Source organism: Metabacillus sp. 84 (assembly GCF_050107715.1).
Taxonomy (GTDB): Bacteria; Bacillota; Bacilli; order Bacillales; family Bacillaceae; genus Metabacillus_B.
Genome location: NZ_JBNILN010000009.1, coordinates 84,102 through 97,883 on the forward strand (window position 1 = coordinate 84,102; position 13,782 = coordinate 97,883).

The 13,782-nt window shown below is 36.1% G+C and carries 14 protein-coding genes; 11 read left to right on the forward strand and 3 right to left on the reverse strand.

Annotated elements, in window-relative coordinates; all coding sequences use genetic code 11:
- The first annotated feature begins 4 nt into the window (after positions 1-4).
- From ACQCV8_RS15160 to ACQCV8_RS15205, 10 genes are all read left to right on the forward strand, one after another.
- Positions 5-1,054, forward strand: a complete 1,050-nt coding sequence (locus ACQCV8_RS15160; protein WP_426845745.1) for a glycosyltransferase family 2 protein — start codon at positions 5-7, stop codon at positions 1,052-1,054.
- The gene (locus ACQCV8_RS15165) at positions 1,054-2,136 is read left to right on the forward strand and encodes an acyltransferase family protein (RefSeq protein ID WP_426845747.1); all 1,083 of its coding nucleotides are present in this window, start codon (positions 1,054-1,056) and stop codon (positions 2,134-2,136) included. Before ACQCV8_RS15160 ends, ACQCV8_RS15165 begins: the two co-directional genes overlap by 1 nt.
- A gap of 234 nt (positions 2,137-2,370) precedes the next feature.
- Positions 2,371-4,869, forward strand: a complete 2,499-nt coding sequence (locus ACQCV8_RS15170; protein ID WP_426845749.1) for a right-handed parallel beta-helix repeat-containing protein — start codon at positions 2,371-2,373, stop codon at positions 4,867-4,869.
- 202 nt (positions 4,870-5,071) lie between these two features.
- Positions 5,072-7,003: an asparagine synthase-related protein gene (locus ACQCV8_RS15175; RefSeq protein WP_426845751.1), complete on the forward strand. Its 1,932-nt coding sequence runs from the start codon at positions 5,072-5,074 to the stop codon at positions 7,001-7,003.
- Between the two features lie 14 nt (positions 7,004-7,017).
- Positions 7,018-7,149 carry a paeninodin family lasso peptide gene (locus ACQCV8_RS15180; protein WP_426845752.1) on the forward strand — a complete coding sequence of 44 codons (132 nt, stop codon included), beginning with the start codon at positions 7,018-7,020 and terminating at the stop codon, positions 7,147-7,149.
- 98 nt (positions 7,150-7,247) lie between these two features.
- On the forward strand, positions 7,248-8,177 hold the full coding sequence (locus ACQCV8_RS15185; RefSeq protein WP_426845754.1) for an aldolase: 930 nt from the start codon (positions 7,248-7,250) through the stop codon (positions 8,175-8,177).
- Positions 8,170-8,463 (forward strand): lasso peptide biosynthesis PqqD family chaperone, encoded by a 294-nt coding sequence (locus tag ACQCV8_RS15190; RefSeq protein WP_426845756.1) that lies wholly within the window; start codon positions 8,170-8,172, stop codon positions 8,461-8,463. Before ACQCV8_RS15185 ends, ACQCV8_RS15190 begins: the two co-directional genes overlap by 8 nt.
- A gap of 23 nt (positions 8,464-8,486) precedes the next feature.
- Positions 8,487-8,942 carry a lasso peptide biosynthesis B2 protein gene (locus ACQCV8_RS15195; RefSeq protein ID WP_426845757.1) on the forward strand — a complete coding sequence of 152 codons (456 nt, stop codon included), beginning with the start codon at positions 8,487-8,489 and terminating at the stop codon, positions 8,940-8,942.
- 21 nt (positions 8,943-8,963) lie between these two features.
- Positions 8,964-10,157 (forward strand): nucleotidyltransferase domain-containing protein, encoded by a 1,194-nt coding sequence (locus tag ACQCV8_RS15200; RefSeq protein ID WP_426845759.1) that lies wholly within the window; start codon positions 8,964-8,966, stop codon positions 10,155-10,157.
- Between the two features lie 3 nt (positions 10,158-10,160).
- The gene (locus ACQCV8_RS15205; protein ID WP_426845761.1) at positions 10,161-11,966 is read left to right on the forward strand and encodes an ABC transporter ATP-binding protein; all 1,806 of its coding nucleotides are present in this window, start codon (positions 10,161-10,163) and stop codon (positions 11,964-11,966) included.
- Between the two features lie 70 nt (positions 11,967-12,036).
- On the opposite strand, the gene ACQCV8_RS15210 is transcribed toward ACQCV8_RS15205, so the two are convergent.
- Genes ACQCV8_RS15210 through ACQCV8_RS15220 form a run of 3 tightly spaced genes read right to left on the reverse strand, consistent with a single transcriptional unit; the run spans position 12,037 to position 13,006 of the window.
- Positions 12,037-12,501 carry a VanZ family protein gene (locus ACQCV8_RS15210; protein WP_426845763.1) on the reverse strand — a complete coding sequence of 155 codons (465 nt, stop codon included), beginning with the start codon at positions 12,499-12,501 and terminating at the stop codon, positions 12,037-12,039.
- A gap of 33 nt (positions 12,502-12,534) precedes the next feature.
- On the reverse strand, positions 12,535-12,666 hold the full coding sequence (locus tag ACQCV8_RS15215; RefSeq protein WP_426845765.1) for an anti-repressor SinI family protein: 132 nt from the start codon (positions 12,664-12,666) through the stop codon (positions 12,535-12,537).
- On the reverse strand, positions 12,656-13,006 hold the full coding sequence (locus ACQCV8_RS15220; protein WP_426845767.1) for a helix-turn-helix domain-containing protein: 351 nt from the start codon (positions 13,004-13,006) through the stop codon (positions 12,656-12,658). The genes ACQCV8_RS15215 and ACQCV8_RS15220 overlap by 11 nt, the downstream gene beginning before the upstream one ends.
- 232 nt (positions 13,007-13,238) lie before the next feature.
- Between ACQCV8_RS15220 and ACQCV8_RS15225 the strand changes: the two genes are divergently transcribed.
- A complete protein-coding gene (locus tag ACQCV8_RS15225) occupies positions 13,239-13,748 on the forward strand; it encodes a signal peptidase I (protein ID WP_426845769.1) in 510 nt (169 codons plus the stop codon).
- The last annotated feature ends 34 nt before the right edge of the window (positions 13,749-13,782 follow it).

Consider the following 13,782-nt stretch of genomic DNA (forward strand, 5'->3'; position numbering starts at 1 on the left):
TATTTTGAAGAAAGTAAGTGTGATAGTTCCTATTTATAATGCCAAGAAAAGACTAAATAAATGTATTGATTCTATTGTTAATCAAACCTTTAAAGACTTCGAATTAATTTTGTTAAATGATGGATCTACTGATAACAGTTTAGAAATATGTAAAAGGTATGAGAAAATCGATACTAGAATAAAAGTAATAAATAAGGAAAATGAAGGTTGTATTGCAACCAGAAGAAAAGGTGTGGAACTAGCTAAATCTAAATATATTATGTTTGTTGACGCTGATGATTGGATTGATACCAAGACAATAGAATTGTTATATAAAGAAGCTTACGAAAGTAATTCAGATGTTACAGTGTGTAATATGTATAAAGTAATTGGGGATAAATTATCGATAAAGAAAGAGAATAAAAGTACTTATTTTAATGGGGTTAAAGTCTATAATAAAGAAGGAATTAGAAACGAGTTAATTGTAGCATATTTTCATGGCCATCCTTTCCCTTCATCATTATGTGCTAAGTTATATAAAAGAGAGCTACTTGTAAGTTCAGGGAAGTATCTTGATGCTATTAAATTTTTTGGAGAAGATCTTTATTATAATTTGGAAATATTCCTTAAAGCTAACAAAATAAAAGTAATAAATAAAGCTTTATATTTTTATAGAGCTGGTGGAACTACAAGTAAATATATGCCGTATTTTTTCGATGATATTGTAAATGGATACCTAATCCAACAAGGAGTTATTAATAAGTATTATTATAATACTAAACAAAACATGTTAAACGGAATCAGCATCATGTTGTTAAATACTTTCAAAACCTGTCTTTCCAACTTGTTTTATAGTGAATACAACGGAATTGAAAAAAGAGATTTAATAAAGACTTACTTATCCAATGCTTGTATTACCGAGGCTATCAACAACGAGGGCGCAAAAAAATATTTTTCTAACGAATACTTACAAGCGATTAAAAATAATGATGAAAAATATTTATATCAATTTGGAAAAAAAGCATATTTAAAGCAAAGACCCAAGCAAATGCTATTGGAGTTAGGAAGAATCTAATGGAAATTTCAAAAAATAATATGAAAATGTTAAAAGGAGTAGCCATTTTATTTATGCTGCTCCTTCATTTATTTTGCAGAAAAGATGTAAATGGATTATATGAAACCTTGGTTTCTTTTAATGGAATTCCACTAGCCTATTATATTGGTTTATTTGGGGATGCATGTGTTCCAATATATTGTTTTGCAAGTGGTTACGGTCTCTATATTTCATATCATAAACACACATTTTTGAAAAAAAACTCCATAAGAATCTTAAAACTACTTATCAATTTCTGGATAATTCTGCTATTATTTATGTTAATTGGGTTCCTGGCCGGAAAATCAGGGGCGTTTCAAGGTGGACTTGGCAGCTTTCTTCTTAACTTTTTCGTGCTGTCCAACTCATATAATGGAGCATGGTGGTTTTTGCAAACTTATATAATACTCATCCTATTAACCCCATATATTGTAAAGAAAGTGAAAGCTCATAGTACCAGAAATGTATTAGTTGTTTCGGTAGTTATTTATTTAATAAGTTATATCCAGCGTATTAAGGAAATTATAGATCTGGATCAAGCCTTTTATACCTCTTTAATTAATTCTCTAGTTTTAGTGGGTACTTCTCTTTTTCCATTTATTGTTGGTTGTATATTTGCAAAGGAAAAAGTTAATTCAAAAATATCAAGAAAGTTCTCTGCCAACCCTTATCGCAATTTAATAAGTGGCTGCGCCATATTTGGATTGTTGGTATTACATTCTGTGTATGAGTCTATGATTGTTGCCCCTCTGACTGCCATTGCTTTTGTCTGCTTGTTTAATCTCATGAGTAAAGGAAAAACAGTAAAAAAGGTGTTACTCTTTTTTGGTGATCATTCTACGAACATATGGCTAACCCATATGTTCTTTTATATGTCCATTTTCCCGGAGCTTACATTTGCTCCAAGATATTGGATATTGGTTTTCATTTGGCTAATCGCCCTCTGTCTCCTTTCTTCTTATTTGATCAACTTTATATTTTATCCAATAGGAAAAATGGTAGATAGAATGATCATGAAAAAGAGTATAGAGTCTAATTTAAAAGAAGGTAAATTAATTGGTTGAAATCATAAATTAATGGGTTGAATGTTCGGCAGGTTATAAGAATTTATTTAAACCCCGCAGCAAGTTAAAAAGTTCAGATCTAATTATAAACCCACACGAAAAGAGTACATATGAATATATTACCTCTAAGAAGAAGAAGTGGAGGAATATATATAGATATGAAATGTATTCGTGAATTAAGAGTTGGTTTATTTATAACACATGAGAACACCAAAGCAGCTGCAGGTGAATGGAATGAGTGATTTCTCTTACACTGTTGAACTGGAGCGGTGGGGAATTAAAGATAATGAAACAGATGCAGCAAACACTACTCTTGGGATTAACCAAGCGTTTTTATGGGCAAGGGAAAATGATTATAACTTGGTTGTTTTACCAAAGGGCAGATATCTTATAGATAAAAATGCATCAGTAAATTTAAATAGCAATACAACGTACAAGCTTTATGATTGTGTATTTGTAAAAGAATCAAACAACTTTACAGGCTACACTGTTCTCTCGTGTAATAATGTCAAAAACGTTACTATAGAAGGTGCTACTGTAATTGGAGATAGGGAGACTCACGACTATTCTAGCGGTGGTACACATGAATGGGGACATGGCATAGAGTGTAAAAATTCCTGTTACAACATTGTTTTGAATAACTGTGAGGTAAGTGAATGCACTGGAGATGGTTTTACCACAGCTATGGACTTTTCAGCAATAGGCGGTATCCAGCACCCAGCACATTTCGCTAAAGGGGATATTAATGCGCAAGGTAATATAGATGTTTCAAAGTCCAATTATACTACAGTCTCAAGATTCTTTGACGTGACGGGATCTACAGTAAAATCAGTTGGATACTTTTATTACTCGGGTGATGGGTATGGTGGATATGGTACCGGAAGTAACTTAAACAAAACAGTAATAAAGGTGCATTTCTATAAATCAGATGGTTCTTATTTAGGATTTAGAAATACCAGAACGTATGAATTGATCTATCTATCTTCTTTACCTGAGGGTACTGCAAAAGTGAGATTTTCCTACTTGCAAAATTTCGACTTAATGAATGGAAATTTGCATTACGTACTATGTGCCAGAATACCTCAGTATATCACTTATATAAATTGTAAAGCCCATAGAAATAGAAGGCTTGGTGCGTCTGTTAATGGGGGCAGATTTATCACATATGACAGGTGTGAATTATATAACAACAGTAACCCTATGAGCAACTCTCAAGGGTGTAATCCAGGCTATGGTATCGACATAGAAGATGGATATATGACGAATCAAAAAATCACCGTGAAAAATTGTAACTTCTACGATAATCGAGCTGGAGCGTTTATTTGTATCAGTACCAGAGGAGTGTATCTCGAAAATAATAAATTTAAGGGTGCCGTTAATTTAAGCGGCAGTGGAGATGATTATTTATCGCATAATAATATATATTATGGTCCGATTACAGGCAGGTCAATTACGAGCGGTAATGAGGCAGATGGAACATTTGTTACATTTAGAAATGATTCTATTTTTGACGCCTCCTGTTCAATTAATGCCGGAAATACGACGTTAGAAAACTGTGTTTTTACAAAAAGCAGCTTAAACCTCTTTGGTGAAACCTTGAAAATATATAATTGTAAATTGACTTTTGATGACCCAGATAAAGATGCGGGACTTCGCTTTGCCAGCAAGAATATTGAGATTTATGATTCATTATTTGATGTAAGAAGAGCCGGAGGCCTCGTTACGGCTAGTTACAATCAAACAGAAAGCGCTTTGTTTAAAAATGTTAAATTTCTAACAAATGAGACAAGCGGCGGACATTATGTAGGTGCAAAAAACCTAATTGTTGAAGACTGTGAATTTATTCACAGCGGAAACAAAGTGAACTATAGCCGTATGATGGCATCTAGATCAATGAGGGTTCAAAACTCAACCTTTAGGAACCAGTCATTCAGGTTTGATGGAGGCGATATCTACGGCAGTGAGATATTAGCTGAAGAAACAGGGTATGTTACACATAAATTTAGTAACAATACGATCATCTGGGACGCTTCATACGGAACTGCTGTTCATGAAGCTCGAGGACCTGGAGTTGCGTTTCTTTATATCCCCAGACTCGAAGTTACAGATAATAATCTTAGAGTTGTAGGAAAAAATGTTTCTCTAGGTGCGATGCACTCGTTAAGGGTTTATGCTGAAAACTATTTAGTTCTTTCTAATAATACAATTGTAACCAAAAATGATATTGGTATTAGTACCAAAGGGACGATCACGATTGAGAGTGCTTATAGAAAATCCGGCTCATCCCTTCCAAAACCTAGAACAATAATTGTTGCACAAAACAATAATAGTATAAATTCTGAAATTGTTTTTACGAAGAATTTAGATTTACAATTAGAAAAAAATATAGTGGGTAATATTCCTCTCCCTGCAGCAGCAGATTCAGAACCTAGTACTGGCACATATATGGTTGGACAAATAATCTATAATGTCACCCCGGTAGCGGGGGGATATGTTGGCTGGATTTGCGTTGCTTCTGGAATTGCAAACAAAAATCCATGGAGTCCAAATAAATCCTATACCATTAATAGCTTAGTCAATGCAAACGGAAAAGTATACAGATGTATAGCTGCGGGATCCAGTGGGGCATCTGCACCATCTAACACTAATGGCACTGCTCAGGACGGCAGTATTACCTGGGAGTATGTAGGAGCTCTTGCAGTGTTTAAGCCGTTTGGATTGATTTCAAGCTAAATTGCACAATATATAAGTATTTGAAGGATTTTGTTAAAAAAAGAATATTATAAGTCTACAGTACTGTTTGGAATTGACAGGTTAATAGATAAATGGTAATCTACACCTATATAATGTTCTTTATAAAGAAAGTAATTGTGATAATAATTGCCTCTTTTTTTAATCTTTTCGTTCTTTATAAAGAATATACGATGGAGGAAACATGAGCGCTATTACAGGGATCTTACAATTTAACCAGAATGATGTTTCTATTCGAAATAGAACAAATATTATGGATTCACTTGCTGAGTTTCCTGTAAATCACATAGGCTGCTTTCATAAAAATCATATTTATCTTGGCTGCCATTCACAATGGATTACAAAAGAATCTCTAGGAGAGAAGTTGCCATTTTATGATCCGCAAAGGCAAATTGCAATCACAGCAGATGCCATTATAGATAACCGCCTTGAATTATTCGAACACCTGCAAGTTCCCTTGAGAGACCAAAAAAACATCACGGACAGTCAATTGATTATGCTGGCTTATCTAAAATGGGGTCAAGAATCACCCAAATATTTAATTGGTGATTTCGCCTTTATGATCTGGGACGAAAAACAAAATCTCCTTTTTGGAGCTAGAGATTTTTCTGGGTCCAGGACACTCTATTATAGTAAATCAGGATCCAACTTTGCTTTTAGTACAACCATTAAACCATTGCTTTCTCTATCCTTTATTGATAAAAAGCTGAATAAATGTTGGCTAGCCGATTACTTAGCTGTGTCAGGAATGATGGATAGCGTGGACCCTGCCATTACTCCTTATATGGATATATACCAAATTCCCCCGGCTCATAGCCTAACTTTAAAAAACGATAAAATCACAATCCGTAGGTACCACTCTTTCAGCAATATTCATCCATTTAAATTCAAAAATGATTCAGAATATGTAGAAGCCTTTCAAAGTGAATTTCAACAGGCAGTAACTGCTAGACTAAGAACCTATAAGAAAATTGGTGCGCAGTTAAGTGGAGGATTAGACTCAGGCTCTGTCGTAAGCTATGCAGTCAATTCATTAAAAGAAAAAAGGGAGATCCTGCATACTTTTAGCTATATTCCTCCCAACGATTTTGAAGATTTTACCGCTACGCATTTGCTAACAAATGAGACACCTTTGATTAAAAAAACCGTTCAGCATGTTAATGGTATTCATGCTCATTTATTAAGCTTTGATAAAAAAAATTCTTATGATGAAATAGATGACTTCTTAAGCATAATGGAGATGCCCTATAAATTTTTTGAAAATTCATTTTGGCTTAAAGGACTTTTTGAAGCAGCTCATTCAGAAGGCGCAGGTGTACTTTTAAATGGGGATAGAGGAAATTTTTCTATCTCATGGGGCTCCGCTGTTCATTATTATTCAGAACTATTAAAGAAATTAAAATGGGTGAAGTTGTATAAGGAACTGAATCAATACAGTCGTAATACAGGTGGAGCCAGACTGGGTCAATTGCCTGACATTGCAAAAATTGCTTTTCCTGGTATGTTCATTAGAAAAACAGAGAACAGAATGCCGTCAATAATCAATGAAAGTTTTGCAGAGGAAATAATGGTAAATCAAAAACTTGCAAAGCAAGGAATAAATCATAGAGGCTGGTATCTGAATTCTTCCTTAGAAGAAGAAAGAATTAAACATTTTGAAGATGGTTTCCATTGGAATGCCAGCAACACTCTATCAACGAAACTATCGCTGAAATATTCTTTGTGGAAACGTGATCCAACTAATGACCTTCGTGTAATTCGTTTCTGCCTATCTGTTCCCAATAGTCAATATGTGCAAAATGGTCTAGACCGTGCATTGATAAGAAGAGCAACAAAGAATTATTTGCCAGATGAAGTAAGGTTGAATCAACGTACCTTTGGTGTGCAAGGTGCAGATTGGGTTTATAGAATGATTCCTCAGTGGAATGAGTTTAGACATGAATTGGATCATTTAGTTAAAGATGATCAGGTTATGTATTACTTAAATAGGGATACGATTATGAATGCTCTCTCCATTATGGATCAAGGGGTCGAATCACACCATGCCATCAACCCTTATTTTAAGATTCTTGTAAGAACGGTTATTTTATATAGGTTTTTAAAAAAATTCAATTGAAGGGAGGTGAAAATATGAAAAAGGTATGGGAAAAACCAACTTTAGAAGTTTTGGATGTAAACGAAACTCTTCTTGGAAGAGATGGTGATTTTACAGATGCTGCATTTGACCCTAATACTCCAAAAGGAAAATTGACTTTCAGCTAATATCACTCCATATGTTTTTTGAATGATAGAGGATACTTAGTACACATTTTATTGAGCCCTATCCTATAGGGTAGGGCTACTTCATGGAGTGAAGAGAGATGCTTAAAGTCAAAGAAAAGCTTATATATACAGGCTTTGGTTTTACTATACAGAGTGACCTATTACTGCCAGAACTTTCTTCCTCAGCAAATCGGAATTTACCAATCGATATAAATATATATGAAAAAGACTTGACTTATCTTTGGAGAGAACTCTCTGATAATGAGTTTGGTTTTACTTTTGATAACAAGGATGTTTACTTTAAAATTCCCGACCTAGCTATATTTGGAATTTTAAATGGGCATGAAATTCAATATTCTCCAATCAGGGAAACAGATTTTGATATGATTAGGCTTTTTGTTCTTGGTACATGCATGGGTGTAATACTAATGCAAAAAAAAATCCTTCCTCTTCATGGAAGCGCCATTGAAATTGAGGGGAAAGCCTATTGCATTGTTGGTGAGTCCGGCGCGGGAAAATCTACTTTAGCTTCTTATTTTTTAAAATCAGGATATAAACTTCTAAGTGATGATGTCATTCCAATAACAATGCAGAATGGTTATCCGTATGTGACCCCATCCTATCCTCAGCAAAAGCTTTGGCAGGAGAGCCTTAATTATTTTGGAATGAAAAAGGAAGAGTACAAATCAATTTTTGGACGAACGGATAAATTCAGTGTGCCAGTTTCATCTAATTTTATTACTCAGCCGTTGCCATTAGGTGGAATTATTGAACTTGTAAAAACAGATAACCATCTGAGTATTGAAAGCATGGAAGGATTTAATAGGTTCAAAGTTCTGCTTAACCATACCTACCGCAACTTTTTAATTCCCTCATTAAATTTAACTAGCTGGCATTTTTCATACTCTGCTGCTATTTTGAATCAAGTTGGAGTGTATTCTTTGAATAGGCCCATTTCTCGATATACTGCACCAGAATTGGCTATGAATATATTAAACATCATAGGAAAGGAGAATGTTTGTGATTAATTGTGAAGAAATCACCGTTTATTCTACTGTTTCCCAAAGAGAAGGGAACGTTACCAGTGACATGGCTGGCGAAAAAGTGATGTTTAATGTTGACAAGGGGAAATATTATAATTTAGGTTCCATAGGTGGTGAAATCTGGGGGGAATTAAAGGATCCCATTCGCGTCTCTAATTTAATCGACATCCTCATAGAAAAATTTGAGGTGAGTAGAGATGTATGTGAAGACGAAGTCATTAGATTCTTAACCATGCTTGATTCAGAAGAATTACTTAATAAACATAATTAAAAGATAAAATGAGGAATGTGAGAGTGGGAGCGTTAAAAAAATTCAAAACATTCATCTCTTTGGACCATAAAACGTTGAGTCTGTATATAGAAGCCTTCCTATTTCTTGGGTGGGCCAGAATACTAAAAGCTTTCCCTTTTTATAAAATTAAGCATTTATTAGGGTATCATATGCAGGAAACATCTACAGAACTTATGACACAAAATAGAAAGCAATTAAAAGAAATTGCTATAGCTATTCACGTAATGAGTAAATACACTTTTTGGGAAAGTAAGTGTTTGGTAAAAGCGATAGCAGGGATGAAAATGCTTGAAAGAAGAAATATAGAAAGTACTCTATACTTAGGTTCAGCAAGAAGTACGAATGGTAAAATGATTGCCCATGCATGGCTGAGGAGCGGCCCCTATTATATATCTGGCGCAGCAGAAATGCAGGATTATACGGTTGTAAGCACATTTGCTAAAAAAAACATTTCGTGAACATTTAAGGAGATTTATACCATGGTATCTTATCAACTATGCTTAAGGAAAGTACCAGACGAACTGATCTTAATATTGGAAATGTTATCATGTAAAAAATCAGAAAATCTGAATAAAAACAATCAAGATTTTTTCAAAAATGTCAACTGGAATGAATTTGTTGAAATGTCTATTCATCACCGTTTATTTCCAAGTCTTTTTTTAAAAATCAAGGAAGAAAAATGGGGTTTTATCCCTCAACAGACAATGGCTCTATTATCCCAATATGTAAAAATAAACACAATGAATATGCTTTCTTTGAGTGGTGAAATGGGTAAGTTAGGAACCCTTTTTAATCAACATAATATCCCTGCTTTATTCTTAAAAGGTCCTATATTAGGGGCAGAATTGTATGGAAGCTTATCACTTAGAACTTCAAGTGATATTGACGTACTTGTCTCTATAAAAGACCTAAATAAGGTTGAACAGATGATGAAAGTAAAGGGTTACATAAAAGATGACTATTTTTCATCTGTTCTTAATGACTGGAAATGGAGACACCACCACGTGACTTTTAATCATCCGGAAACAAAGATGAAGGTAGAGATTCACTGGAGACTGAACCCTGGGCCTGCAAAACAGCCTGCTTTTAAAGAATTATGGGAACGGAGGAGAGTAAGCACTTTTTCGCAATCACCTATTTTTTACCTGAGTAAAGAAGATTTGTTTTTTTTCCTAGTAACCCATGGAGCAAGGCATGGATGGTCTAGAATACGATGGGTAATGGATATCCATCAGTTAGTTCAGCAGGATTTGGACTGGAACAAAGTTATGAAGGTGCTAAGGTCCTATGGTTATTTAGATATTGGAGGTCAAGCATTGATTTTAACAAATCGTTTATTTAAGACTCCTATATCCAGTGATATGGAGCCGTTATTTCAAAGAAAACGAGCTAATCAGCTTGCTCATAAAGCAATTTTTTACCTTGAAGAGATGATCAATTTACATACTGAACCTGTGCCTATACATGTATCTAAATATCATCAAAGACATCTATTTGACCTAATGTCAGCTAAACAGAAATGCTTGTTTGCTCTGAGCTTGCTTCATCCGTATCCAGTTGATTCTGAGACAATGCCGCTGCCGAAAAATCTCCATTTTCTGTATGTGCCTCTGCGTCCTTTCCTTTGGACTTGGAGAAAATCAAAAGCTATTTATAATAATTGGGGGACGTGATCGATGGAGTCACTAATTTTTTTTGCAAAAAAACTGCATAAGTTCTCAGGTAGAATCCTTTATGTGAATTTTTTTGCTATGGGTCTTGTAAGTCTGCTTGAAGGAATCGGTATACTAATGCTTATTCCTATGCTTAATATTAGCGGAATTTTGGATGACTCATCTAACAGCAGTCATTTCTCTGGAATTGTTAAGTTATTTTCAAGTATCCCCGATTTATTTCTTCTCCCGGTTATTTTATCCATTTATTTAGGTATAGTAGTTTTTCAAACCTTACTTCATCAAAAATTAGCTCTCCGTAATACGAAAATTTTAGTAAGGTTTACAAATCACTTGCGTTTAGAAATTTTTTCGAAATTAACGTATGCAAACTGGAGTTTTTTCATTAAGAGAAGAAAATCTGATTTTGTTAACGCTCTAACTGATGAGTTAAGCAGAGTAGTTGCTGGAACTCAGCTTTTTCTCCAATTATCAACTTCTATTGTATTTACTTTTATACAAATTGCTATTGCATTTTGGCTATCCCCGCAGATTACTTTATTCGTTCTATTATCTGGAGTGATGCTTGCACTATGTTCAAGGCATTTTATTAAGAAATCCAAAGAAATTGGAAACCAAACATCAGAAGTAGCAAGGAGTTATTTAGGGGGGATCACAGACCACTTTAATGGAATGAAAGATATTAAAACGAATACTTTAGAAAATTCCAGAATTACATGGCTGCAGCATTGGTGTAACACAGTAGAAAAAGAACAGTTAGCAATTGTACATCTTAGAAACAGGTCCCAGCTATTCTATAAAGTGTCTTCAGCAGTTATTATTGCTCTATTGATTTATATATCCATTACTTTGTTTCAGGCTCAGTCTGCACAATTATTATTGATTATACTCATATTTACAAGACTATGGCCAAGATTCACAAGTATACAATCGAATGCTGAACAAATTGCATCAACTTTGCCTGCTCTTCAGTCCCTAATTAAACTGCAAGAAGAATCTGATGCTTCAAAGGAGGGGGAAAAAAATAATAAAATGCAAGGTGAACCTCTTCTGCTTGCAGATGGTATTGCTTGTGAAGAAGTAGATTTTAAATATAGTGATAATCAGGAAAAGTGGACACTAACTAATATCAATTTAGAAATATCTACAAATAGAACAACAGCTATAGTCGGGCGTTCAGGAGCTGGAAAGAGTACTTTAGTAGATTTAATTATGGGCCTTAATAAGCCGACTAATGGCAAAATATACGTTGATGAATCACCAATTACAGATGATAATTTGTATTCTTTAAGGAAATCTATAAGTTATGTATCACAGGATCCTTTTCTTTTTAATGGGAGCATAAGGGATAATCTTCTGATGATTGAAAACCATGCTTCTGAAAAAGAGATCTGGCAAGCCCTGGAATTCTCCTCCGCTGCCGAATTCGTCCGCAGGCTTCCTGATGGTCTCGATACGCCTATCGGAGACCGGGGCGTTCGGCTGTCAGGCGGGGAACGGCAGAGACTGGTGCTTGCCAGGGCAATCTTGCGGAAGCCTTCAATTTTGGTGCTGGATGAGGCTACGAGTGCTTTAGACAGCGAGAATGAGAGAAAGATTCAGGAGGCTCTGGAGGGGCTTAAGGGAAAGATGACGATTATTGTCATTGCGCATAGGCTTTCTACGATCCGGAACGCGGATCAGGTGATTGTATTGGAGGAAGGAAGGATTGTGCAGGCTGGTGGCTTTCAGGAGCTCGCCAGCCAGCGTTCGGGCCAGTTTGGGCGTCTGCTTGGGAATCAGGCAGAGGCGGTTCAGGTTAGCCGTTAAGAATGATTAAAGATATACAGACAGCAAACAGCCGGTGCCGCATTTCGTTTAGCGGTACCGGCTGTTTTTGCTATGCCCTTTTCCTGAGCCTTGTATTCCATTCAGCCCTTCTTCTCTGTCTTTTCTTCCGCTCATGCCGGATCATGAGTAACCAGACGATGACAATGCCGGCCCAGTCCTTCAGAAGATCTGTCCATGAGGCGGAACGGCCTGCTGTAAAGTATTGGTGCCACTCGTCAATGACGCTGTAGCCGGCGGCAATGAAGAGGGCGATCGGGATTGCCCTTTTAGAGGAGAGGCCGAAAGCCTGCAGGGCAAGAACGGACAGAAAGAACAAGATCCCGAATTCGATTAGATGAAGCAGTTCAAAGAGGGTGCCTAATAGAATAATAGGCAATGCCGGTTCTTCAATCACGGCCACCCGGTCAATCCCTTTTGTAAGAAAAAGAATGATGGCTTCCGTTGAATAGCTGGATTGAATCCATATCACGGCAATGTACAGGACCGGGATGGCCGCAGCCAGGATTTTTACCATAACACCACCTGCTTCCAAAAGAGAACGAATCGTTTAATGTGCTGCTGCTGGTTCTTTGCTGAATAGGAAGCTTCGTACTTCCTCGGGTGTCAGTCCCAAGTTTTTGGCTTCCGTTAACAGTTCAACCCACTCTTTTTCTGAAACAAGTCTTTGTTCAGTCATCATTTTTTTCCCCCTTGGATTCTTTCCATTTATTGAATCTGACATAATTTCTGAACGTTTCAAACTCTTCCTTGCTCATGCCTTCATTAATGGCTCTCTCAATCAATGCCTTCCATTCTTCATCGAGCTGGCCCTTTGGCTCAGGGTCCCCCAGCAGTTCATTTACTTCGACATCCAGCGTGTCCGATATTTTGGTTAAAAACTGAAGACTGGGGTTCTTTTGAACATTTCGTTCTATGTAGCTTAAATACGATTTTGATACACCTGCCTGTTCGGCAAGCTCACTGAGTGAATAGCCTTTTTGACGCCTGATTTCGCGAATTCTTTTTCCGACAGCTTCCATATAATGAACTCCTTCTTAACAATAAATGCAACGCTTTCGTTCATTATATAAAACAAATTGTTCTTAATAAAATTAAGAAATTGTTAGAAAAAGAGAGGATATTCGAGAAAACGAACGAAAACGTTCGTTAAAATGAATTAAATGGCATTTTTCGAGATTTTTCTTTTAAATAGGCCATAAGATATAATCATAGTAAGAAATTCTTAATTAAGAACAGTGGTGTGCTGCCTGAATGAAAAAAAGAGTCATTTTTTATGCTGTAAGATTCACATTCGTATTAGGCATTGTGTTTTACTTATTACTTCTTGGGAACACGCACCAATTCCTTCCTTTTCAGCTAAAGAATGTTTTATCTGGTTCGATGGAACCCGTTTTTCAGACAGGATCCATGATTTTAATCAGAAAACCGGATCGGGAAGAAACATTTAATAAAGGGGAAGTCATTACCTTCAGAACGAAAGAAGAAATCCTCATTACTCATCGCATTGATAAGGTGCTTGAGGGAGATTCCTATGTTACAAAAGGGGATGCCAACGATGGTGCGGACCGTGAACCGGTGCTTGCTCAAGACATTTCAGGGGTGTACACAGGAATCACGATCCCCTATGCAGGCTTTTTGTTCGCAGCCATTCAATCCAGGGCAGCCGGCATCTTTCTGATGATTCTGCCTGGCACCGCTTTGCTTTACATCTCCTTTAGGCTGCTGTTCAGCAGGCGCGGGAGAAAGATAGACTGGCAGTGATTGACTCTTCCTGAAGTATTGGAAGTTCAATATA